Annotated in this window: 21 protein-coding genes and 3 tRNA genes; 8 read left to right on the top strand and 16 right to left on the bottom strand. The window is 33.9% G+C overall.

The window, feature by feature from the left end:
* Nucleotides 1–114 precede the first annotated feature (114 nt).
* The 15 genes from ftsH to QM941_RS08730 all read right to left on the bottom strand — a co-directional run bounded on the left by ftsH (nt 115) and on the right by QM941_RS08730 (nt 16,460).
* Nucleotides 115–2,073, bottom strand: a complete 1,959-nt coding sequence (gene ftsH / locus QM941_RS08800; protein WP_414340197.1) for an ATP-dependent zinc metalloprotease FtsH — start codon at nt 2,071–2,073, stop codon at nt 115–117.
* Nucleotides 2,074–2,089: 16 nt separating this feature from the next.
* On the bottom strand, nt 2,090–2,632 hold the full coding sequence (gene hpt, locus QM941_RS08795) for a hypoxanthine phosphoribosyltransferase (RefSeq protein WP_414340196.1): 543 nt from the start codon (nt 2,630–2,632) through the stop codon (nt 2,090–2,092).
* A gap of 4 nt (nt 2,633–2,636) precedes the next feature.
* Nucleotides 2,637–3,914, bottom strand: coding sequence for a tRNA lysidine(34) synthetase TilS (gene tilS / locus QM941_RS08790; RefSeq protein WP_414340195.1), 1,278 nt, complete (start codon nt 3,912–3,914; stop codon nt 2,637–2,639).
* On the bottom strand, nt 3,911–5,179 hold the full coding sequence (locus QM941_RS08785) for a serine hydrolase (RefSeq protein WP_414340194.1): 1,269 nt from the start codon (nt 5,177–5,179) through the stop codon (nt 3,911–3,913). Before QM941_RS08785 ends, tilS begins: the two co-directional genes overlap by 4 nt.
* Nucleotides 5,172–5,294, bottom strand: coding sequence for an SP_0009 family protein (locus QM941_RS08780; RefSeq protein ID WP_414340193.1), 123 nt, complete (start codon nt 5,292–5,294; stop codon nt 5,172–5,174). The genes QM941_RS08785 and QM941_RS08780 overlap by 8 nt, the downstream gene beginning before the upstream one ends.
* Before the next feature lie 6 nt (nt 5,295–5,300).
* Entirely contained in the window at nt 5,301–5,669 is a 369-nt protein-coding gene (locus tag QM941_RS08775; RefSeq protein ID WP_414340192.1) for a septum formation initiator family protein, read from the bottom strand.
* Entirely contained in the window at nt 5,662–5,928 is a 267-nt protein-coding gene (locus QM941_RS08770) for an RNA-binding S4 domain-containing protein (RefSeq protein WP_414340191.1), read from the bottom strand. The genes QM941_RS08775 and QM941_RS08770 overlap by 8 nt, the downstream gene beginning before the upstream one ends.
* 63 nt (nt 5,929–5,991) lie before the next feature.
* On the bottom strand, nt 5,992–9,495 hold the full coding sequence (gene mfd, locus QM941_RS08765; protein ID WP_414340190.1) for a transcription-repair coupling factor: 3,504 nt from the start codon (nt 9,493–9,495) through the stop codon (nt 5,992–5,994).
* Complete coding sequence (gene pth / locus QM941_RS08760; RefSeq protein ID WP_414340189.1) at nt 9,488–10,057, bottom strand: aminoacyl-tRNA hydrolase; 570 nt, start codon at nt 10,055–10,057, stop codon at nt 9,488–9,490. Before pth ends, mfd begins: the two co-directional genes overlap by 8 nt.
* 72 nt (nt 10,058–10,129) lie before the next feature.
* Nucleotides 10,130–11,245, bottom strand: a complete 1,116-nt coding sequence (gene ychF / locus QM941_RS08755; protein WP_235083591.1) for a redox-regulated ATPase YchF — start codon at nt 11,243–11,245, stop codon at nt 10,130–10,132.
* An 84-nt stretch (nt 11,246–11,329) separates the two neighbouring features.
* Entirely contained in the window at nt 11,330–11,524 is a 195-nt protein-coding gene (locus tag QM941_RS08750) for a DUF951 domain-containing protein (RefSeq protein WP_414340188.1), read from the bottom strand.
* 66 nt (nt 11,525–11,590) lie between these two features.
* Nucleotides 11,591–12,727: a DNA polymerase III subunit beta gene (gene dnaN, locus QM941_RS08745; protein WP_006154821.1), complete on the bottom strand. Its 1,137-nt coding sequence runs from the start codon at nt 12,725–12,727 to the stop codon at nt 11,591–11,593.
* A 158-nt stretch (nt 12,728–12,885) separates the two neighbouring features.
* The gene (dnaA, locus tag QM941_RS08740; RefSeq protein ID WP_414340187.1) at nt 12,886–14,244 is read right to left on the bottom strand and encodes a chromosomal replication initiator protein DnaA; all 1,359 of its coding nucleotides are present in this window, start codon (nt 14,242–14,244) and stop codon (nt 12,886–12,888) included.
* Between the two features lie 213 nt (nt 14,245–14,457).
* A complete protein-coding gene (locus QM941_RS08735) occupies nt 14,458–15,219 on the bottom strand; it encodes a ParB/RepB/Spo0J family partition protein (protein ID WP_414340186.1) in 762 nt (253 codons plus the stop codon).
* A 56-nt stretch (nt 15,220–15,275) separates the two neighbouring features.
* On the bottom strand, nt 15,276–16,460 hold the full coding sequence (locus QM941_RS08730; RefSeq protein WP_414340185.1) for a S1C family serine protease: 1,185 nt from the start codon (nt 16,458–16,460) through the stop codon (nt 15,276–15,278).
* 192 nt (nt 16,461–16,652) lie between these two features.
* Here QM941_RS08730 and rlmH point away from each other — a divergent pair, with 192 nt between their 5' ends.
* From rlmH to QM941_RS08695, 7 genes are all read left to right on the top strand, one after another.
* Complete coding sequence (gene rlmH, locus QM941_RS08725; protein WP_414340184.1) at nt 16,653–17,132, top strand: 23S rRNA (pseudouridine(1915)-N(3))-methyltransferase RlmH; 480 nt, start codon at nt 16,653–16,655, stop codon at nt 17,130–17,132.
* Nucleotides 17,133–17,173: 41 nt separating this feature from the next.
* Nucleotides 17,174–17,247 (top strand) — tRNA-Arg (locus QM941_RS08720).
* Between the two features lie 164 nt (nt 17,248–17,411).
* Nucleotides 17,412–17,537, top strand: coding sequence for a competence-stimulating peptide ComC (comC, locus tag QM941_RS08715; RefSeq protein ID WP_414340183.1), 126 nt, complete (start codon nt 17,412–17,414; stop codon nt 17,535–17,537).
* A 20-nt stretch (nt 17,538–17,557) separates the two neighbouring features.
* The gene (gene comD, locus QM941_RS08710; protein ID WP_414340182.1) at nt 17,558–18,877 is read left to right on the top strand and encodes a competence system sensor histidine kinase ComD; all 1,320 of its coding nucleotides are present in this window, start codon (nt 17,558–17,560) and stop codon (nt 18,875–18,877) included.
* Nucleotides 18,874–19,626, top strand: a complete 753-nt coding sequence (comE, locus tag QM941_RS08705) for a competence system response regulator transcription factor ComE (protein WP_414340181.1) — start codon at nt 18,874–18,876, stop codon at nt 19,624–19,626. Before comD ends, comE begins: the two co-directional genes overlap by 4 nt.
* Before the next feature lie 51 nt (nt 19,627–19,677).
* Nucleotides 19,678–19,749: transfer RNA gene (locus QM941_RS08700), tRNA-Glu, on the top strand.
* A gap of 5 nt (nt 19,750–19,754) precedes the next feature.
* Nucleotides 19,755–19,828: transfer RNA gene (locus QM941_RS08695), tRNA-Asn, on the top strand.
* Nucleotides 19,829–19,874: 46 nt separating this feature from the next.
* Here QM941_RS08695 and QM941_RS08690 read toward each other — a convergent pair.
* Nucleotides 19,875–20,411, bottom strand: coding sequence for a TetR/AcrR family transcriptional regulator (locus QM941_RS08690; RefSeq protein ID WP_414340180.1), 537 nt, complete (start codon nt 20,409–20,411; stop codon nt 19,875–19,877).
* Between the two features lie 128 nt (nt 20,412–20,539).
* On the opposite strand from QM941_RS08690, the gene QM941_RS08685 reads away from it, so the two are divergent.
* Nucleotides 20,540–23,194: a YhgE/Pip family protein gene (locus tag QM941_RS08685; RefSeq protein ID WP_414340179.1), complete on the top strand. Its 2,655-nt coding sequence runs from the start codon at nt 20,540–20,542 to the stop codon at nt 23,192–23,194.
* Nucleotides 23,195–23,286 lie beyond the last annotated feature (92 nt).

The following is a 23,286-nucleotide window of genomic DNA, read 5'->3' as shown; positions in this document are numbered from 1 at the left end:
CAAATTATTTGCTAGGTATTATCAAGGAAGTCGTACTACTGATATCCCTACTAATTAACAATAAAAAGAGAGAATAAATAAAACTCTCTCTTTCTTATTTATATAGAACACTCTTTAGTTTTCCTCAGTCATCTTAGATTTCACTTCATCATACGAAAGGGCACGAGATTCTTCTTCTTCAGTTTCTGGCATTTTACCTGTTTCGTAAAGAGACTTGATTTGTGTACTATCCAATGTTTCGTATTTCAATAAGGCTTCTGCAATTAACTTATGCGTTTCACGATTTGATTGAATGATCTCAGCCGCTTTATTGCGAGCTTCATTCAACAATGAACGAACTTCCTCATCAATTTCATAAGCTGTTTTTTCTGAAATTGTTTTTTGTGGCGATTGAGCACCAAACATAGCATGATTACCTTCGTACTGAACTGGACCAAGTTTTTCACTCATACCATACTCAGTTACCATAGCACGCGCCATTTGTGTTGCTTGCTCAAAGTCATTTGATGCACCTGTTGTCTGTACGTTAAAGATAATTTCTTCAGCTACACGGCCACCCATCAAACCTGCCAATTGTTCTTTCATATCTTCTTTAGAAAGAAGCATTTGGTCTTCTTTAGGAAGGGCAATCATATAACCACCTGCACGGCCACGAGGTACAATCGTTACCTTATGAACTACACGAGCATTCGACAAGACTAAACCAACAATTGTATGTCCTGCTTCATGATATGCAACCAATTCTCGTTCTTTTTGAGAGACTGTCTTATCTTTCTTAGACGGACCTGCAATAACACGATCTTCAGCTTCATCAATATCTGAAGCATCAATCTTTGATTTATTACGACGGGCTGCGACTAAAGCTGCTTCGTTTAGGACATTTTCTAAATCAGCTCCAACAAAACCAGGAGTTTGTTGGGCAACCAACTTCAAATCCACATCTTCTGCTAAAGGTTTATTTCTAGCGTGAACTTTTAGAATTGCTTCACGGCCCTTAACATCTGGACGACCAACCAATACTTTTCTATCAAAACGACCTGGACGAAGAAGGGCTGGATCTAGAACGTCTGAACGGTTGGTTGCTGCGATCACGATAATTCCTTCATTTCCTTCAAATCCATCCATTTCAATCAAGAGTTGGTTTAGGGTTTGTTCACGTTCGTCATTACCTCCACCTAAACCAACACCACGTTGGCGACCAACAGCGTCGATTTCATCAATAAAGATAATGGCTGGTGCTGCTTTTTTAGCATCCTCAAATAGAGAACGGACACGGCTTGCACCAACACCGACAAACATCTCTACAAAGTCAGAACCTGAAATGCTAAAGAAAGGTACACCCGCTTCTCCTGCAACTGCTTTAGCAAGTAATGTTTTACCAGTTCCTGGAGGACCCTCTAAGAGAACACCAGCCGGGATACGAGCACCTAATTTTGTAAAGCGTTTTGGATCTTTTAAAAATTCAACAACTTCAACAAGTTCTTGTTTTTCTTCTTCAGCACCTGCCACATCTGAAAAACGAACTTTGATATCTTCTTTGTTGGCTGCCTTAGCCTTATTTCGACCGAAGCTCATTGGATTTCTGCTGTTATTGCCTCCCATATTCCCCATCATAGAGAACAAGAAGAAGAATAAAATAGCAAATGGCACTATGGATACTAGGATATTAATCCACATACCACTAGAGCTTTCATGTTTTACTTCCATTGATGTATTGTGCTCAGATGCTAGCTTCTGTAAATCCGCTATAGCAGTATCTGATGGTAATACAATACTGGTGAATTTCTCTACTTTTTTAGCAGGAGGTGTGAAAAACTGGATTCCAGTTTCTTTCTTTTCTGTTTTAGGAGTGTTGTATACACCTGATACTTCAATCACACTACCACTTGGCTGGTAGGTCATTTCCTTGACATTATCATTAGTGATTTCTTGTACCAACTCTGAGTATTTAATTTGTTGACTAGTACCAGCAGTTCTTCCAGCAAAAAAGTATTGGAATCCTGTCACCAGCAAAAAAATCATTAACAAATAAAGGAATGGATTTTTTATGAAACCATTATTTTGTTTTTGCATTCAATAACTTACCCTTCTATTTTAAGTAAACTTCCTCTTTCAAAACTCCGACATAAGGAAGGTTACGATAATTTTCATTGTAGTCTAGACCATAGCCTACAACAAACTCATTAGGAATTGTAAAACATGTATAATCTGCTTCGATATCTACAGTGCGTCCCTCTGGTTTATCCAACATAGTGACAATCTTTACAGAAGCTGCATCTCTAGCAACAAACATATCTCTCAAACTTTTCAAGGTTTGACCAGTATCGATGATATCTTCTACAAAGACAACATGTCTTCCTTTGATATCTTGAGTTACATCTTGTTTGATATTGATTACGCCACTGCTGACAGTTCCACCATGATAACTAGAAACCATCATAAAATCCATTTCAAGGTGAGTGTCAATATATTTGATCAATTCAGCCATAAAAGGAATAGAACCCTTAAGAATACCAACTAAAATGGGATTTTTTCCTTCATAATCTTTAGTCAATTGTGCACCTAATTTTTTAGCTGCTTCTGATATTTCATCTTGTGAAATCATAATTTTCTTGATGTCTTGTTCTAACATGATTTTACCTATCTATTTTTTCTATATAAAGTACAGTGTTCATTATATCATTTTTCATTTTTATACTCAAATCACTGAGTTCAATTCCTAAAATTGAACAAATCTTTCCGAATTGCTCAACAATAATCGCATTTTTTCGTTTTTCTGCAGGAATTTTAAAATCAATAAAAAGTCGCCTTATTTTTTTTCGATGATCATTAATTATCAAATAATCACCTGGCTGTCGATGTCGCAAAATCAATGATGTTTCACGAGAAACATTTATTTGTTGAACATTTTCACCTTTTAGAGGTATTCCAAATGAAAATAGAAAACCTTCATAATAAACTTGATTTTGATAGTTTAACACACACTCGCTACTTTTTTCATCAGACTTTGGTCTGATTTTACCAATTTGAAAGTGCTGGTATTCTTTTATAAGTTCATAACCATTTTTTATATTATGGCGATATTGACTCTTAGTTTTTAAAATATGATGAATTTCTTGAAATTGTTCTCTTGTTACATTTAAATCAGCAAAACGACTAAGATATTGTTGTAGTAAAACTCTTTGTGTTGCTTCGGAAAAAGATAAAAACTGATTTAAGTCTTCAATATCAATTGACTGACCTAGTTCACGAATGGCGACTTGGTAATCCCAAACCTCTTTTCCAAATTCTAAAAAAGCTTTTTTTACTTGGGTATTTTCTTTTTCTAATTGCGGTAGATAGAGATTACGGACACGATTGCGAAGATAGTCATTTTCCTGGTTGGTCATATCCTCAAAATGATCAACCTTAGGAAATTCTTCCTTGTAAAAAACTAGCAAAGGGCGAATTAATTCACCTCTATCAAATTTCTGTCTCTCTTTGATGGATGATAAATGGTGTAATCGAACTCCTCTAATTAATCGCATAAAAATCGTCTCAACCTGATCGTCTGCGTGATGAGCTGTTACAAGAGCTGTAGAAGAAGTATTTCTCATTACCTCTCTAAAAAAATCATAACGAAACTGACGAGCACGCGCTTCTGTAAAAGGCTGATCAAACCTAGCAATATAAATAGGAATCTCAGCTTGTTTAGCTAGTTTTCTTAACTCATTTTCTTCATCATTCGATTCTGGTCTTTGTTTATGATTGATGTGAGCTAAAACAAGTTCAATGCCAAGTTCTTTTCTATAGGTAGATAAGAGGTAAAATAGAAACATAGAATCTAATCCACCAGATAAAGCTACCACAACTCTTGCATGATTCTTAAAAAAACCTTTTTCAAAAAAATGATTTAAAAAATCTTGGTCTGTCATTTTAAGACCTCATAGACATCCTGGGCAATTTTAGAAATAGTATCATAATCAGAATTTTTGGTAAAAATAGAAATGATAAATGGTGAATCTGTGAAGACAATAGCTGTATCATGCTTGAATTCGTCTGCATCACCAATCTTATGAGCTACATTAACAGAAATATTTTTAGCAATTCTCTGGTCATCAAAAGAGGTTTTAGAAAGTGACTCTAGAACAAAACCATTCTGATGATAGATGGTCTCCATAACTTGACTAGCCATCTTAGCTGAAGCTAATTTATCCGTCACATCCCAAACTTCACCTGAGATAGAGGTTATCTCCTTTTTGAAGGATTCATCAGACTTGTTTGTTACATAATAACCTAGAATATTGTGAGCGACATTATCAGACTCTTTTGCAGTTTTTGTAATCAAATCCTTGATGCTGTAGTCTTTATTATCTGCCTTTTTAGGTAGGCTACCACTTCCCTCAGGTTTATAAGAACCAGGGAAATCATTGACTTCAGCCACATACTTGAGGCTAGAATCAAGTGTATACTCTCCTTGGTTAATTTTTTCTTCAACATAGCAGAGATAAGGCAACTTCATAACACTAGCAGCATACATTTTTTGATTCTCATTAAGACCTGCTTCTTTACCAGTAGTCAACTGTTTTACATAAATTGAAAACTGTTCATTCTGGTATTTAGAAGACAATAACTCTTGTACCTTTTGCATACGATTATCTTCTTCAGAAGTATATTCAGTAGCAATCCAGCCAATTTGTTTGATGTGTAGAAACTCACGTCCTTCAGCAAATAAAGTCATATCTGTTTCAACTTCTTGATAAGCGGACAAATTAGATTTTAGCTCTTCTTTATCATATGGACTATTGTAAATAACGAATTCGGGGTCTAACCACACTTTTTTAGATGAATGATAAACCTGAGAAGCATCATACAAAAGTCTTTTATCCGCAGCTATAAATTGATTATTAGATAATTTAAAGACTGCCTGTCCCTGAGAATTTAACCTCCACTCTAATATAGTTAATTTAGATTCTGGAGTGACTTTCCCAGACTCTTTTACCAACTCTTCTGTAGAATAAACAGGCGTAGTCCCGTAAAACTGTGGGGATTCAATCTTATCTTGAAAGTAAAAACTATAGGGACCCTGGGCTAAGGAATAAATTTCTTGTTCTGGAATGATAACTGGATTCTCAGTGCTTACTACATGGACACTTTTAAAGAAAATAGGAAGTAGTAATATCACTAAAAATTTACGCATTCTTTTTTTCCTCTTCTTCTTGCAAGCGTAGCAGATGATTCTTTTGGGATAATTCCTCCAATTTTTCATCTGATAAGCTTAAAAATTGTTCAACAACTTCTAATAAATTTTCCATATCATCTTACCTAGGAAGCAGGTCTGGAATTGTGTAGACTTCTTCCCACGTTTTTGAGTAATAATATTTTGCGCGTGAGTACTTAGCAGCATAAGTTTCATCTTTCAACTTATTTGCAAAATTAGCCTCTTTATCCTTTTCATCACTTAAATCTTGGTACTGTTTTTTTAAATCAGATAATTGTTGGCGACGTGTTAATAATTGTTGATAACTTTGGGCTAAATTATAGGTCGGTAAGATAAATAACAACATAATCAAAATCAAAACCCATCCCATGAAGCGATTGCGTCTTTGACGTTCTTCCATCAAGTACTTACGACGTTGGGTTTCATTTTGAATAAAAGAGTTGTTCATTTGGACGATTTTTCTATACATCTGCTTCTACCCTTGTTTCGCTGATAATTTCATACATACCTGCTGCATCTTCTTTTTTTGTACTATCTTTCATTTCTAGCACCTTCACAAGCAACAGTTTATTTCCAAAACGAATTTCAACTTGATCATTAATTTTTAAATCTGTAGAACTTTTAGCCAAAATGCCGTTAACCTTGATACGCCCCTTATCAGCTACCTCTTTAGCTACTGTGCGGCGTTTAATAATTCTTGATACTTTTAAATATTTATCTAATCTCATGTCTAATACCTCAAATTATTATTGTACCATTTTTATCCTTTTTATAGAAGAAAAAGATCATACCTAGCTACTTTTTTTTGAATCTTTTATTGCAACCAGAGTTTCTCCAAAAGTTACAAGACCTTCTAAAAGTTCATAATCTTTTTTATTGCGAATGTCAAAGACAACTTCAATAAGTCCTCGATTTTCTGAAATATTAGCCTTCAAATTTGTCTGTGAGAGAGCCTGGAAATAATCCTGAGTCAGGAAAAGCATTTGTGATATTTTTTCAAATTGAATAACAAGCTTATTATTTTTTCTTTCGACACGATTGACAAAAACTTTATCCAAATAAGCCTTGGCCAAACCAATTTCTAAAAGATAGGCAACCACATCTGGATACTCACCAAATCTGTCTATCAGTTCGTCTTGTAATTTTTCATAATTTACACGGTTGTCAATTTGACGAATTCTCTTGTAAATCTCAATTTTATGTCGTTCGTCAGATATATAATCATAAGGAAGGTAAGCATCAATCTGTAGGATAAGTTCTGCATTGCCTTTTTCACGTTTTTTATCAGTCCCATTTTTCTTAGCAATAGCTTCTTCAAGTAATTGAGAATAGAGCTCAAATCCAACTGAATCAATAAAACCAGATTGAGAACTCCCTAAAAGATTACCCGCTCCACGAATAGACAAATCCCGCATAGCAATTTTAAAACCTGATCCTAGTTCGGTAAAACCTTTAATCGCTTCTAAACGTTTCTCAGACACTTCTGTCAAAGACTTATCTGGACGGTACATCAAGTAAGCATAGGCTATTCGATTACTACGACCAACTCTACCTCTAAGTTGATACAAGGTTGACAAACCTAGATGGTCAGCATTCTCGATAAACAAGGTATTGGCATTAGGAATATCGACTCCAGTTTCTATGATGGTGGTTGTCACTAAAATATCGTACTGACCCTCGATAAAATCAAGTAAAGTATTTTCTAAATGAATTTCACTCATCTGACCATGTACAAATCCAATCGAAGCTTCTGGAATCAGTTCTTGTAACTCTGAAACCTTCTTTTCAATCGTGTCAACTTTATTGTAAAGATAGTAAACCTGACCACCACGATCTATTTCTCTCAATACAGCATCACGAATGACACGATCATTTTGTTCAAGAACATAGGTTTGAACAGGATATCGATTAGTTGGAGGAGTCTCAATAACAGACAAGTCTCGTATTCCCAACATTGACATATGTAGGGTACGTGGAATCGGGGTAGCTGTCAAGGTTAATACATCTATCTTCTTCTTTAATTCTTTAAGAGCTTCCTTGTGCTTGACACCAAAACGTTGTTCCTCATCAATAATCATCAAACCCAAATCAGAAAAAACAACATCTTTTGACAAAACCCGATGAGTCCCTATCAAAATATCTACTTGGCCTTTTTTTAGTTTTTCAATGGTTTCTGCTTGTTCCTTTTTACTTCTAAAACGACTTAAAACATCAACATTGACAGCAAACTGTTGAAATCTCTCCTTGAAATTACTGTAGTGTTGTTGAGCCAGAACTGTAGTTGGTACTAAAACAACAACCTGTTTATGATCATTAACAGCCTTAAAAGCAGCTCTCATAGCAACCTCTGTCTTACCAAAACCAACATCTCCAACTAATAGGCGGTCCATCGGCCGCGAATTTTGCATGTCTTTTTTGATTTCTTCAATACTTCGAAGTTGATCCTCGGTTTCAACATAAGGAAAAGCCTCATCAAAAACAATTTGATCCTGGTCATCTTCTGAAAATGCATAACCCTCTAATTGACTTCTCTCAGCATATAACTTAATCAAGTCATCTGCAATATCTTTAACTTGGGACTTAACTTTTTGTTTAGCCTTTTTAAAATGTCCATCATTGAGCTTATTTAATTTTGGAGCTTTACCATCACTTGACACGTACTTGGATAAGGTTTGAATTTGCTCGACAGGGATAGAGATACGATCACCATTTTGATATTGGACACTCACGTAATCACGATGAATTCCTTTGATTTCAATTGTTTCAATTCCTAGATATTGGCCAATCCCATGAACTTGATGAACAACGTAATCACCTTTTTCAAGCTCGTTATAGTCTTTCAAACGTTCAGCATTGCTGAGATTCTGTCTTCTATACTTGCGCTTAATTTTCTTCTTGAACATCTCATATTCAGTAATGAAAACAAGATTTTCATCCACAAAATGAAATCCATGGCGTAGATTTCCTTCAACAAGGTTGACAGATCCTTTAGAGAGTTCATTCCCAAAAATAGTATCAATTTTTATCTCATACTCATCTAAAATGTTTAACAATTTTTTGCTATCAGCTTTACTAGTCGTTTGGAGAACAATTGTATATTTTAACTTTTTATAGCGTTCAATTTCACTCTTCAAAAAAGAAAACTGATTAAAGAACTCCTGCATTGGATACTGATTAAATTGGTAGAGATGATCAAACTTTAAATTCCCCAGACCTTTTTGAAAATTTGAAAAGAAAGTTGTAGGCAAATATTTTTTATAATAGCTTTCAGTATCAGCGAAATACTGTAAACTTGACACAGATTTACTGTTATGTAAATCATCTGTAAAGATTCTAGCTATTTCTTGATCAAAGACATCATACTGTTGTATAATCTTTTGATAATCATCAAAGATGACAGGTATTTGATGTAGATAATCAAAAAGAGACCACTCTTTCTTATAAAAAGCAGATAAAAACTTCCGAATCTCTGCATAAGGTGTTTGCTGTTTACTACTGCTATAAACCTCCTCTAGGTATGATTTTAAGGTTGGAGAAAGTGTTTTTTCAATCTCATGCTCTAAGAATTTTTGACCTCGAAGATAATCCTCTTCTGTTAATAAGACATCACTCGCTGGAAATATCTGTACTTGTGATAGACTTTCTTTTGAAAGTTGTGACTCTGTATCAAATTTTCTGATACCGTCAATTTCGTCGCCAAAAAATTCAATTCGAAAAGGTGAAATTTGTGACGTTTCAAAGATATCTAAGATATCTCCACGTATACTAAATTCACCTTGACTTTGAACTTGTGTTACCTTCTTATAACCAAGGGAAAGTAACTGATTATTTAATTTTCTTTGTTCACATTCTTGTCCGATTTCAAATGTTAAAACACTAGCGTCAAAAACCGTTGGATCAGGTAATAATAAGCGACTCGCTGCTAGGTTGCATACTAAAATTCCCTTCTGGGACTTATCTCTTAGAAAACGTAAGGCTTCAATTCTTGAAAATATCTTCTCTTGAGAAGACATTAAAAACTCTACCATGGGAGAATCATCCACTAAAAATGGATAAACCAAATCTGAACCAAGAATTGAAATCAAATCATTTATCAAACGTTCAGCTTCCCCATAGGTAGAAGTCATGACGATAAGTTTAGCCTGACTTTTTAATCCACTTGCAATTGCTAGAGATTTAGCTGATCCAGATAAACCTAATAACAACTGTCTTTGTTTTAGAGCTAAACCTTGATGCCACGATTGGATCTGCTTATTCTCTAAAAAGAAATCTACTAACGTCATTTCTTTACCCATTATATTTCTGCATTAGTTTTTTAAAGTTATTTTCCTGTAAATAAAAATTTACAACATCGTCAACATTGTCAATAGAGTGTAAAATACCAAGATAATCTTCTTGATCAAATTTACTCAAAACATGATGAACTACTGACATTCCTTTTTTAGGTCTACCGATACCAATCTTTACACGATTGAAAACCTGTGTACCAATATGTTGAATAATTGACTTGATACCATTATGACCGCCAGCTGATCCTTTAGCGCGAAGTCGAATTTTTCCTACTTCCATGTCAAGATCATCGTAAATAATCAGTAAATCTTCGATATCTAAACCATAGTAGGTTAATAAAGCATGAACTGCTTTCCCACTTTCATTCATAAAAGTTGTTGGTTTCACTAGATAAATTTTTTCACCATTAAGGAAAAATGAAGCTAATTCAGCTTGGAATATTTTATCGTGTGTAAAGGATACATTCTGTTTTTTAGCTAGTTGGTCAATCAACATAAAACCAACATTATGCTTTGTCTCAAAATATTTATCTCCTGGATTTCCCAATCCCACAAGTAATTTTGTCATTTTAATTTCCTTTCAAAAGCCAAAAGGGTTGGAATTTTTTTCCAACCTAATTGACATTATTTTAAATATCGATTAAACGTTAAAGCGGAATTCCATGATATCGCCATCTTGAACGACATATTCTTTTCCTTCTTCACGCAAGCGTCCAGCTTCTTTTACAGCCTTTTCAGATCCGTATTTAATCAAATCATCATAAGACATAGTTACTGCACGAATAAAACCTTTTTCGAAGTCAGAGTGGATGATACCAGCTGCTTGAGGAGCTTTCATACCACGTTTAAAGGTCCAAGCACGAACCTCTTTTTCACCAGCTGTGAAGTAAGTTCCAAGTCCTAATAGATGGTAAGCTGCACGAGTCAACTTATCCACACCTGATTCTGTCAAACCAATAGCTTCAAGAAACTCTTTTTTATCTTCATCGTCTAATTCAGAAATTTCTTCTTCAGCACGCGCAGAAATAACCACTACCTCTGCATTTTCTGTTGCTGCGAATTCACGAATTTGCTTCACATAATCGATAGATTCTGGGTCTCCAACCACATCCTCATCAACGTTAGCTACATAAAGAACTGGTTTCGTGGTCAAAAGGAAAAGACCTTTAACTACTTTTTGCTCTTCATCGGTAAATTCAATAGTACGAGCTGACTTACCGTCTTCAAGAACTGGTTTAATCTTTTGGAGAACATTAAATTCTGCAACTGATTCCTTATCTTTTTGCGTACGTGCCATCTTTTCCACACGCGCATAGCGTTTATTAACCGATTCTAAGTCAGCAAGAATCAACTCTAGGTTAATGGTATCAATATCTGCTAATGGATCGACAAAGGCATCTTCACGTCCTTGCTCACGCATGACATTTTCATCATCAAAGGCACGTACCACGTGGACAATAGCATCAACTTCACGGATATTGGCCAAGAATTTATTTCCAAGACCTTCTCCTTTTGATGCACCTTTTACAATCCCTGCAATATCTGTAAATTCAAAGGTTGTTGGAACTGTCTTCTTAGGAGTAATCATTTCAGTCAATTTTTGGAGGCGTTCATCTGGAACTTCTACCATCCCAACGTTTGGGTCAATAGTTGCAAATGGATAGTTTGCAGCCTCTGCTCCTGCTTTTGTAATTGCATTAAATAGGGTTGATTTACCAACGTTTGGTAAACCCACGATACCTGCTGTTAAAGCCATAATTTCTCATTCTCCGTTCACATTTCAATCTTCAATATTATAACACAAAAAGGGAAAACTTGCTAACCCTCTAACTTCTTGCTTTTAGTCGATGATTTTTTTCATTTTTCTTTCAAAATCATAGCGACTCATCATGACAACATGGTCACAATTACTGCATTTTATTTTGATATCTGCACCTAAACGTGTGATTTCCCAACGATTGGCTTTTTTACCTGTAGACTTGATTGTACAAGCGTGTGGTTTTTTCATTTCAACAAAATTTCCAACTTGATACATACTACTCTCCTTTTCATATTTCTGATTATATCATAAAAGAGGTGAGCTAGGCTCAACCTCTTTCCATTAATTTGTACGAACTGGTGTAATCAGTTGCATGAAATCTTCATCTGTATCAGCTGGTACCAAGGTAAATGGACGAACTGCTGAAATGAAGCTGATTGTTACCTTTTCACTATTCAAAGCTTTTAGTGCTTCAATCAAGTAAGTTGGGTTAAAGCTAATAGTTAAATCTTCACCAGATACAGCAATTGTATCGATTTCTTCGTTTACTTTACCAACTTCTGGAGAATTTACATGTGCTGTAACTACTCCTTGTTTGATTTCTAATTTTACAGTTCCATTTTGAGTAGCACTTGATAAAAGACGTGCACGTTCCATAGATTGACGTAGATTCACAACATCAAAAGTCACTGTCGTATTAAAATCTGTTGGAATCAGACGATCTGTATCAGGATAATTACCTTCTAAGAGACGTGTATAGAAGCTAATATTTTCGCTTCTAAAGAGAATTTGGTTGTTTGCGAAGAATATCTCTACTGTTTCGATATCGTCCGTAAAAACAGCTGAAAATTCGCGTAGAGAGCGACTTGGGATAACAACATCAAAATTATCACTATTTTTTTCAAGTGTCAATTTCTTCTGACTGAGACGGTGAGAATCTGTCGCAACTGTTTTCAATTCTTGATGATTACTTAGGACAAAGTGTACACCAGTCAAGATTGGACGGCTTTCTTGTACACTAGCAGCAAAAGCAGTTTCATTGATAATTTTCTTAAGAAGTTTTGTTTCAAGGACTAAAGGATTACTTGCAGCGATTTCCTGGATACGTGGATATTGTTCACTGTCTTTACCTTTAAGGGTAATTTCTGATTTACCACTTGTTAATACAATCTGATGTTGCTCAATTTCTTTAAAATCAAGCGTCACATCTGGAAGACTTGATACTACATTGATAAAGAATGAAGCTTCTAGGAGGATAGAACCTAAAGAGTTAATCAAAAGACCTGCATTTTCATCTTTTTGAGAAATGAAGTTTTCAATTGAAATCTGACCATTAGAACCAATTAAAGTAATTCCTTCGTTTGTAACATCGATTTTGATAGTTGATAAAACAGGAATAGCATTTTTAGAACTAATTGCACGTTTTGTAATATTTAATGATTGCAGGAATAGATTTTTGTTAATTGAAAAATGAATCATGGAATCTCCTTTATTTATTTTTAGTATTAGAAGGTTAATAGTAATAGTAGGCTGTGTGAAATCTGTGGAAAACCTAGTTTAGTTTAGAAAATTAAAGAAGTTACACTTGTTTAAAAGATGTGTATAAATTAGTAAAAATTTAAACACTTATCCACAAGTTATTTAATTTTCTTTTTGATAGTTTCGATTTCTATACGTAATTTATCATCAGTTGCAATCATAGACTTGATTTTTGCATGAGCGTGAATGACTGTTGTATGATCTTTTCCACCAAATTCTTTACCGATTTTTGGAAGACTATTATCTGTTAGTTCTCTAGCTAGATACATGGCAACTTGACGAGCTAGAACAATATTTTGAACCCGTCTTGTCCCTTTCATTTCCTTAATACTAACATCGTAAAAATTACCGACTTCAGCTTGTATTTTTTCAATAGGAATGACAATCATGGTACTAAATTCTTGTTTTCTTGCACGTATAGCCTCAGATGCGATATCAACTGTTATATTATTGATTTTCTTGACTCTAGCCATCAGGCTAATATCTTTCAAGGCACCTTCTAGTTCTCTAACGTTTGAATCGAATTGACCGGCTAGATATTCAATTGTATCACTTTCAAAATGATAATCCATATCTTCTGTTTTACTATTAAGAATGGCAATGCGAGTTTCAAAATCAGGGGGAGTAATATCAGTAGTTAGTCCCCATGAGAAGCGCGTGACAAGACGCTCAGGTAGATTTTCCAGTTGTTCTGGTCTGCGGTCACTCGTTAAAACAATTTGTTTATTATTACTGTGAAGTTTGTTAAATGTATTAAAAAATTCATCCTGAGTTTGCACTTTATTTCCACTAAGAGATTGAATATCATCAATAAGAAGGAGATCTAAGCTTCGATAGGTTTTTTTAAAATTATCCATATCATTAAGTCTTAGATGATCTAAAAATTCATTAATAAAACTTTCAGCAGGAATGTATTTAACACGCGCATTAGGATTCTTTTTAAGAATTTCATTCCCCAAAGCATTGAGTAAGTGAGTTTTTCCTAAACCAGGACCACCATAAATAAAAAGAGGATTATAAGTTAGTCCAGGATCTTCCGAGACAGCTAAAGCAGCAGACTTAGCCCAAATATTTCCATCACCTTGAATGAAATTATCAAAAGTATAAATATCTCTTAATCCTGTTTCTGAATAAGGAATAGATTTTTCAATTTGTTCCTGTTGATGATTATTGTTTTCAAATTTGCTTACTATATCGGAGGTAGCAGAATTTTCCTTAGTCAATACATATCGAGCTTTTATTTCAGTGTCATATATTTGAAAACCTACAGCTACAATAATATCATTTAGTCTTGTACTCCAAACCATTTCCATTTCAGATCTTGGTAAAAATATAGTAGCTATGTTTCCCTCGACCTTTATCAATTCAGCAGGTGTTACATAGAAATCAAACATGGATCGTGTCAATCTTTCTTTAGAAAGTTCTAAAATATGATTCCAAAATTGTTTTTCTTTCAAGTACCAACTCCTCCTTTTCTAAAAGGTATAATCTCTGAGACTATTCTATCATATAATAAACATTTTTTCCACAACTTGTGGAAAACAAATCCACAATGTTTATATAATTTATCCACAACCTGTGGATAAATTGTGATTATAGTGATTCTTTTGAGTTTTTAAAGAAAAAAATAGTGGATAAAGATGTGATTTATAAAAAATAAAATAACAGCCTTATTTCAGGCTGTTAATAAAACGTTGATACTCTTCTTGATTGTGGAAGGAAATGGATATTCTTCCTGCCTCTTTTTTTTGGAGTTGAATTTGAACATCAAGTCCGAGTAATTTCTTCAACTTGTCTTCTTCTTCTTTGATGAAGAAATATTTTTCTTTTATTTTCTTCTCTTGCTTCTTTTCTTGAAGAAGTCTCTCAACTTGTCTAACAGACAAATCTTCTTCTTGAATTCTTTTTAAAAGGTTTTCTTGATCCTTCTTAGATAAATTTATCAAAAGTCTTGCATGTGCTTGCGAGAGCCTTCCAGATTCTACTTCTTTTAAGATAGAAGGAGATAAGTTAAGTAAGCGAACAAGGTTTGTGATATATGGACGAGATTTCCCCATTTTTTCAGCAATATCTGCATGTGTAAAACCTTTATCGATTAAGGATTGGTAAGCTTTAGCTTCGTCAACAGGATTTAAATCCTCTCGTTGTAGATTTTCAATAATGGAATGGACCATCATATCTTGATCAGAAAGATTTTTTACAATTACAGGAACTTCTGAGAGTCCAGCAACAATCGATGCACGATAGCGTCTTTCTCCAGCCAATATTTCATAGCCGATGACTGGAGATTGACGGACAATTATCGGTTGTATCAATCCATTTTCTTTAATAGATTGAGCAAGTTCTTGAATTTTTTCTTCTGAAAAATCTTTACGAGGTTGATAAGGATTCTTTTGGATTTCACTTAGTTGAATAATTTTTAATTCTTCCATGAATCTACCTTATCATATCTTTAATTTTCTGTAAAGACAGTTTACATGTATGTAAATTAGTAGTCTAAATCACTGGTGCTTTTATCAAGTTTAATAGTAGTTGTTTCTTCTTTACCGTTACGGTAGTAAGTAACCGTCATGCTATCCCCAATAGAGTGACTATAGAGAGCACTTTGTAAATCAGTAGTTGATGAAATAGCGTTATCATCGACTTTTGTGATGATGTCGTATTTTTGTAAATGTCCATTTGCAGGCATATTCGTTTGAACAGATCGAACGACTACACCAGAAGTAACATTACCTGGAATATTCAATTTTTGTAAATCACTAGCATTAAGATTTGAAAGATTTACCATTTGAATACCTAGAGCAGGTCTAGTTACTTTTCCATTCTTTTCCAATTGTTCAATAATGTGGATAGCATCATTTGAAGGAATAGCAAAACCTAGTCCTTCTACCGATGTTCCACCATTGCTTGCAATCTTACTAGATGTGATTCCGATTACTTGTCCCTGAATATTGATTAAAGGTCCTCCAGAGTTACCAGGGTTGATAGCTGTATCTGTTTGGATAGCTTTGGTAGAGATTGCTTGACCATCTTCAGATTTTAAAGAAACATTTCTATCTAGACTAGAAACAATCCCTTGGGTAACCGTATTGGCATATTCTGATCCTAGAGGACTACCAATTGCAATTGCTGTTTCTCCAACAGTTAATTTGCTAGAATCACCAAATTCAGCTACTGTTGTTACTTTTTCTGAAGAAATTTTTACGACAGCAATATCAGAGAAGGTATCAGATCCGACAATTTCACCAGGGACCTTTGTACCATCTGCTAAACGAACATCGACTTTTGAAGCTCCATTAATAACGTGTGTATTGGTAACTAGATAGGCAAACTTACCATCTTTTTTATAAATAACACCAGAACCTTCACTAGAAACTTGTTCAGTATTTGTATCTGTATCAGAATCACCAGAACCAAATAAACTATTTTGAGAGTTTGCTGAATAAGTAATAATAGAAACAACTGCATCTTTTACCTTATCAACTGCTTGTGTAGTAGCATTCTCATTTTTAACAGTTGTTTGAGTGATAGTGGTATTATTTTGTGCACCACTATTCTGTTTTTGATTGAGATGAAGAATAGTCAGACTTCCTAATAAACCACTAAAAAAGCTAATAAGAATAACTATCAAAAGCTGTCCTATTTTTTTTGAAACTTTAGAAAAATTTTTCATAGTTTCCTCCATATTTTATGAATTTTTTATTATCTGTTGAAAGTATAATATTATTATTAACTTAATCTAAGCTTAAAAAGTTTTCAACAGCCTGTGGATAACTGTTAAAAACTTGTGGATCCATGAGTTTTTTTAGACTTATTACTTGTGTATAAAATGTGCAAGATAAATGTAATATGTTAGAATAGGAGAATGAAAATTAAAATCGTAACAGTTGGAAAACTGAAAGAAAAATATCTTAAAGATGGTATAGCAGAATACTCTAAACGAATTTCTCGTTTTGCTAATTTAGAAATGATTGAATTAGCAGATGAAAAGACACCAGATCGAGCAAGTGATTCTGAAAATCAGAAAATTTTAGAGGTGGAGGGAAACCGAATCCTCTCAAAAATCGGAGATCGAGATTTTCTTGTAGTCTTAGCTATAGAAGGAAACACCTTATCTTCTGAGGAATTAAGTAAACAATTGGAACAGGCTTCTATCAAGGGTTTTTCAACCCTGACATTTGTGATTGGTGGAAGTTTAGGCCTAGCTCCAGAAGTAAAAAGAAGAGCAAATCTATCTCTTAGTTTTGGAAGACTAACACTTCCGCATCAACTAATGAGATTAGTCTTAGTTGAACAAGTTTACCGTGCTTTTTCTATTCAACAAGGTTCTCCCTATCATAAATAGGATTGACTAAGCTACATTTTTCTGTTAATATAGACTAGTGAGGTCTCATAGCTCAGCTGGATAGAGCATTCGCCTTCTAAGCGAACGGTCGCAGGTTCGAATCCTGCTGGGATCATAATGCTAGATTAAAAGCTGGGGAAACCCAGCTTTTTTTGTAAAAAAGTATAGTTCAGGTCGAAAAAGGTGCAGTTGAGAAGAAATTTTTCTTATATGGTTTTCATTTTGTATAATAGGTTGGTAAGGTATCTTACAATTTTATATATTTTAGGAGATTATATTATGAAAAATACAGTTAAATTGGAACAATTCAAAGAGGTAACAGAGTTAGAGTTGCAGGAGATTCGAGGTGGGGAAATAAGACTGCCTTATATTTTTAAAAAATTATTTTCAAATAATATAAAATAGTACCAATATAGGGAGTAAAGATGGATTTATTTTTATTAGGAACAATTTTTCTTCACATTTATATTCTAATAATTAGCTATGGAAGAATTTGTAAAATAACAATTAAAGAAAAATTTTTATTTGGATTTTATTTATTTATATTTCAATTGGTTGCTGAATTTTTCTTTGATTTTATTTCCTTATCTGGATTAGGATTTGAAAAATTTTTATTTCCTCTTTTTCTATATGCTTATTTGATGGGGAAAAAGAAATACGATAAATATAAGGTAGGATTCATCAGTCTCCTGTTATCTTTGCTATTCAATACTAGCCATACATTTATATCTGTAACTTTATCATCTTTAATAGGAGATCAACTAGCATTACAATATGAGGATTTATTCTTTTTTGTAGTTCTGTTATTAAGCTATTTTACAATCAAAAAGATCATTACATATTTCCACTTGGAAATGACCTATTTTGACAAAGACTACCTCTATCCATTTTTTAAAAATGTACTATATGCATTTATCTTCCTACATATAGTATCTTTTATTTCAGATATCGTGAGTACTTTTCCCAATCTAAACAGTTTTGGAAGTATTTTATCAACTATAGTTTTTATTTGTTTTTTGTTAACCTTATTTGCAATGAATTCTCACAAAGTTCAAGTTGAAAAAGAGATTGCTCTGGAGCAGAAAAAGTTTGAACAGAAACATTTACAGACCTATACAGATGAGATTGTTGGTTTGTACAATGAAATTCGCGGTTTTCGTCATGATTATGCAGGTATGCTTGTCAGTCTTCAAATGGCAATTGACAGTGGTGATTTACAAGAAATTGACAGGATTTACAAGGAAGTTTTGGTGAAAGCAAATCAAAAATTACGTTCAGATAAGTATACCTATTTTGATTTGAACAATATTGAAGATTCAGCTTTACGAAGTTTGATTGCTCAGTCTATCGTATATGCACGAAATAATGGTGTTGACTTTACACTAGAAGTAAAGGATATCATTAGAAAATTGTCAATTGATTTACTTGATCTTGTTCGCATCCTGAGTGTTTTATTAAATAATGCTGTTGAAGGTGCTGCAGAGAGTTATTTTAAACAAATGGAGGTTGCTGTCATTAAAATGGATTTTGAAACGGTAATTGTTATTCAAAATTCATGTAAAATCACGATGAATCCTTCAGAAGATGTGTTTGCCTTAGGTTTCTCTACTAAGGGAAGAAATAGAGGTATCGGTCTTAACAATGTCAAGGAAATCTTAGATAAATATGAAAATATTATCTTAGAGACTGAGATGGAAGATAATAGATTTAGACAAATTATTAGATTTAAGAGGGAATTTGAATGAAAATCTTAATTTTAGAAGATGTTATTGAACATCAAGTCAGAATAGAAAGAATATTGAATGAAATTTCAGAGGAATCACATATTCCTATTTCATACAAGACAACAGGAAAAGTTAAAGAGTTTAAAGAATATATCGAAAACGATGAAGTAAATCAGCTTTATTTCCTAGATATCGATATTCATGGAATTGAGAAAAAGGGTTTTGAAGTAGCACAGTTTATTCGTCATCATAATCCTTATGCAATTATTGTCTTTATCACGAGTAGATCAGAATTTGCTACTTTAACTTACAAATATCAGGTATCGGCCTTGGATTTTGTAGATAAAGATATTAATGATGAATTGTTCAAGAAACGTATTGAGCAGAGCATCTTTTATACTAAGAGTATGCTGCTTGAAAATGAAGATGTTGTAGACTATTTTGATTACAATTATAAGGGAAATGATTTGAAAATCCCTTACCATGATATTCTGTATATTGAAACAACAGGGGTTTCTTCTAAGTTGCGAATTATTGGAAAGAATTTTGCAAAAGAGTTCTATGGAACCATGACAGATATCCAGGAAAAGGATAAGCAAAGCCAGCGATTTTATTCTCCTCATAAGTCATTTCTTGTCAATGTAGGGAATATCAGGGAAATTGATCGAAAAAATTTAGAAGTTGTTTTCTATGAAGATCATCGTTGCCCTATTACCCGTCTGAAAGTTCGTAAACTAAAGGATATTATGGAGAAAAAACAAAAAAAGTGATTGACAATTAGTAAGAAATTGATATAATGGTTATATCTGCTACAGATAGATGGTCCGTTGGTCAAGGGGTTAAGACACCGCCTTTTCACGGCGGTAACACGGGTTCGAATCCCGTACGGACTATTTAATCCGCCATAGCTCAGTTGGTAGTAGCGCATGACTGTTAATCATGATGTCGTAGGTTCGAGTCCTACTGGCGGAGTCAGATAAAAAAGAACACCAATGGTGTTCTTTTTTTGTGTCTAATTTTAATCTCCTAACATTTTCATAAGAAAGTTTGTCATTTCTTGTGGACTTTCTTTTTTTCCATGAGCAATCCAGGTTTGACATACACCAAATAGGGCATTTGTTAGATAAATACTGCTATACTCTAACTCAATATTGTTTAAATTTAATTGCATAAAGCGTTTTTGGAGGTCAGTGCTAAGCATAATGTGAAGTTTATTTCTCAGGAAGTTTTGTATTTCTTTTGTACCATTTTCAGATAGAAGTGCAGCTAGTAGCGGTTCAGATTCCAAGTATTCAAACACTTCTAGGATAGCATCTCTTTTATGATTTGCGTGCTTTTGGAAAATATACTCAAAAGTATGAAATAGCTTGCTTTGGTAGTGCTCAATCATATCATACTTATCTTTATAGTGAGTATAAAAGCTAGAACGACTAATGCCGGCTTTTTCTGCTAGTTTAACAGTGCTAATTTGATCAAATGGCTGTTCTGTTAATAATTGAACCATGGCGTTCTCAATAGTACGCTTCGTTTTTAAGCGTTTGTTGCTCTCTTTCATAATTCCTCCTTTTGAACAAAAATAGACGCAGTGTATAAATATAATGATTTTGACTTGTAAATAAGAATTTTTAATGTATAATCTATTATATCAAAATTTTAGACAATATGTGTAAAAAAGGAGACAATATGTTTAAAGAATGGAAAGCAATTTTTAAAAAACCAACCTTTATCATTGTAATGATAGGGATTTCTCTTATTCCTGCTTTATACAACATCATATTTTTATCATCTATGTGGGATCCATATGGCAAATTATCTGAGTTGCCTGTAGCGGTCGTTAATAATGATAAAGAAGCATCTTATAATGGAAACACAATGACTATTGGAAAAGACATGGTGTCCAATTTAGAGCAAAATAAATCATTAGATTTTCATTTTGTCAGTGAAAAAGAAGGTAAGAAGGGTCTAGAAGACGGTGATTACTATATGGTAGTAACTTTACCAAGTGACTTATCTGAAAAGGCTGCTTCTATTCTATCAGATCACCCAGAACAAATGAATATTAACTATCAAACTTCTAGTGGGCATAGTTTCATTGCAAGTAAGATGAGTGATTCTGCCATGACACAGTTAAAACAAAATGTTTCTGCTAATGTAACCGAAACCTATACGAAAGCTTTATTTCAAAAGATGGGAGATTTAAAATCTGGTTTAACGAAGGCAGCTGATGGAAGTGAACAATTGGCCAATGGGGCTAGTCAGTTAGCTGTAGGAAGTCAGACATTGTCTTCTAATCTTGATACTTTAGCTAGTTCAAGTTTAACCTTTTCTGATGGCACAAATCAATTTACAAAAGGGTTGACAACGTATGTAACAGGAGTAAAGCAACTGAATAGTGGCTTAGGTACATTTAATGATGGTTTACAGAACTATACAAGTGCAGTTTCACAGGTTGACACTGGACTTAATCAATTATCTTCCAAGTCTCCAGAATTAGTAGCAGGTGTCAATCAGCTAAATACTGGAATGAAGTCATATGCAGGTGGAGTTTCGCAACTGAATACAGGTCTCAATCAATTTTCAGTTGGTGTCAATGCTTACACAAGCGGTGTTGACAAGCTATCTATTGGAGCAAATCAATTATCTAGTCAATCAGATACATTGAGAGACGGTATTACCCAATTAAATAAAGGAATTAAAGAAATTTCGACTCAATTGAATACTTCATCTCAACAAAAAGAGGAAATCACTCAATTAGCAACTAGTTTAGATGAATTGAATAAAGCACTTCAAGCTGTAACTATTTCAGATAATACTGAACTTAAAAGTACAATATCTAATGATTTAGCGAATATATCTACTCTTGCTCAAACTATTGTGACTAATAGTCAAACAGAGCAAGAGAAAACTCTTACCAATCTTCAAGCAACAGCAACTTATCAATCTCTTACTGATACTCAGAAACAAGAACTGACTGCAGCTGTTTCAAATAATTCTAATTCTACGATAGAGTCAGCAAAAGCAATATTAACGACGGTAGGAGATTTAAAAGAAAATTTGGGAAGTGTAAACCAACCAGTCTCTAATCTTTCTACTTTACAGACTAAAGCAAATCAAGTATTACCTGTGGCGTCTAGTTCCTTGACATCTATGTCAAGTGGATATACACAGTTGCAAAATGCTGTAGATAATCAGTTAGTTCCTGGAAGTCAATCGATTGAAAATGGAGTTAATGATTACACTAAAGGGTTGGATACTATTTCTTTAGGTGTAAACCAACTAAGTGAAAAGAATACAGCTTTAACAACAAGTTTGAATCAATTGGTTTCTGGATCAAGTAAGTTGACAGAAAACTCTTCAACCTTGACAACTGGTTTGGATTCGCTAGCTGGGAAAACTCCAGAATTAGTAACAGGTATCGAAAAACTCTCATCTGGTTCTAGCCAATTAAATAGTAAGAGTTCAGACTTAATTGCAGGACTGGATAAAATACAGCTAGGTTCTAGTCAATTAATAGATAAATCAAGTCAATTGCTTGCAGCTAGCTCTCAGTTAGGAAGTGGAGCAATGAAAATTGCTGATGGTGCTGGAAAATTAGCAGATGGTGGAACAACTTTAACTGCTGGTATTGAAAGTTTACAAGTAGGAGCTACTGGACTAGAACATGGATTGAACAGCGCTAGCAATCAACTAAAAGCAGCATCAACAGAGTCTAATAATGCAGAAGTATTATCTGAGCCTTTGAGTCTTTCAAAAACAGATAATGATCAGGTTCCTGTAAATGGGATTGCTATGGCTCCTTATATGATATCTGTAGCCCTCTTTGTTGCTGCGTTATCAACAAATATGATTTTTGCTAAGTTACCTTCAGGTCGTCATCCTGAAAGTCGTTGGGCTTGGGTTAAATCTCGTTTCGAAATAAATGGCGTTATAGCTGTTTTAGCAGCTGTCTTAGTCTATGGAGGAGTTCATCTTATCGGTCTAACGGCAAATCATGAAATGAGAACCTTGTTCTTAATCATCATCGCAAGTTTGACCTTTATGTCTATGGTAACCGCGTTAACGACATGGAATAGTCGCTTAGGTGCTTTCTTCTCTCTTATTTTACTATTATTACAATTAGCATCAAGTGCAGGAACTTATCCACTTGCTTTGACTAATGATTTCTTTAAGGCTGTTAATCCTTGGTTACCAATGAGTTATTCAGTTTCAGGATTGAGACAAACCATTTCTATGACAGGAAATATTCACCATCAGGTGGTTTTCCTTCTCATAATTTTAGTCCTATTTATAGGATTAGGTATGCTTGCTTATCAACCCAAAAAACTGGAAGAAGATTAAAAAAATCGACCAATTTGGTCGATTTTTTATGAGTATGAATCATGTTAAGAATTTATAAATCTAATAATAGAATGTTTCACGTGAAGCAATGA

Origin of the sequence: Streptococcus timonensis, assembly GCF_047460355.1 — a bacterium.
GTDB classification, from domain to species: Bacteria; Bacillota; Bacilli; order Lactobacillales; family Streptococcaceae; genus Streptococcus; species Streptococcus timonensis_A.
The sequence above is the reverse complement of the archived record's forward strand: the minus strand, read 5'-3'. Positions and strand labels throughout refer to the sequence as shown.

Coding starts and splice junctions, on each gene's coding strand:
- QM941_RS08780 (WP_414340193.1), bottom strand. CDS start 5,294: ATGGAAAATTTATTAGAAGTTGTTGAACAATTTTTAAGCTTATCAGAT.
- ychF (WP_235083591.1), bottom strand. CDS start 11,245: ATGGCTTTAACAGCAGGTATCGTGGGTTTACCAAACGTTGGTAAATCA.
- QM941_RS08735 (WP_414340186.1), bottom strand. CDS start 15,219: ATGGAAGAATTAAAAATTATTCAACTAAGTGAAATCCAAAAGAATCCT.
- QM941_RS08730 (WP_414340185.1), bottom strand. CDS start 16,460: ATGAAAAATTTTTCTAAAGTTTCAAAAAAAATAGGACAGCTTTTGATA.
- mfd (WP_414340190.1), bottom strand. CDS start 9,495: ATGGGTAAAGAAATGACGTTAGTAGATTTCTTTTTAGAGAATAAGCAG.
- QM941_RS08785 (WP_414340194.1), bottom strand. CDS start 5,179: ATGCGTAAATTTTTAGTGATATTACTACTTCCTATTTTCTTTAAAAGT.
- ftsH (WP_414340197.1), bottom strand. CDS start 2,073: ATGCAAAAACAAAATAATGGTTTCATAAAAAATCCATTCCTTTATTTG.
- comE (WP_414340181.1), top strand. CDS start 18,874: ATGAAAATCTTAATTTTAGAAGATGTTATTGAACATCAAGTCAGAATA.
- QM941_RS08770 (WP_414340191.1), bottom strand. CDS start 5,928: ATGAGATTAGATAAATATTTAAAAGTATCAAGAATTATTAAACGCCGC.
- comC (WP_414340183.1), top strand. CDS start 17,412: ATGAAAAATACAGTTAAATTGGAACAATTCAAAGAGGTAACAGAGTTA.
- QM941_RS08690 (WP_414340180.1), bottom strand. CDS start 20,411: ATGAAAGAGAGCAACAAACGCTTAAAAACGAAGCGTACTATTGAGAAC.
- pth (WP_414340189.1), bottom strand. CDS start 10,057: ATGACAAAATTACTTGTGGGATTGGGAAATCCAGGAGATAAATATTTT.
- QM941_RS08750 (WP_414340188.1), bottom strand. CDS start 11,524: ATGTATCAAGTTGGAAATTTTGTTGAAATGAAAAAACCACACGCTTGT.
- QM941_RS08685 (WP_414340179.1), top strand. CDS start 20,540: ATGTTTAAAGAATGGAAAGCAATTTTTAAAAAACCAACCTTTATCATT.
- tilS (WP_414340195.1), bottom strand. CDS start 3,914: ATGACAGACCAAGATTTTTTAAATCATTTTTTTGAAAAAGGTTTTTTT.
- QM941_RS08775 (WP_414340192.1), bottom strand. CDS start 5,669: ATGTATAGAAAAATCGTCCAAATGAACAACTCTTTTATTCAAAATGAA.
- dnaN (WP_006154821.1), bottom strand. CDS start 12,727: ATGATTCATTTTTCAATTAACAAAAATCTATTCCTGCAATCATTAAAT.
- rlmH (WP_414340184.1), top strand. CDS start 16,653: ATGAAAATTAAAATCGTAACAGTTGGAAAACTGAAAGAAAAATATCTT.
- comD (WP_414340182.1), top strand. CDS start 17,558: ATGGATTTATTTTTATTAGGAACAATTTTTCTTCACATTTATATTCTA.
- hpt (WP_414340196.1), bottom strand. CDS start 2,632: ATGTTAGAACAAGACATCAAGAAAATTATGATTTCACAAGATGAAATA.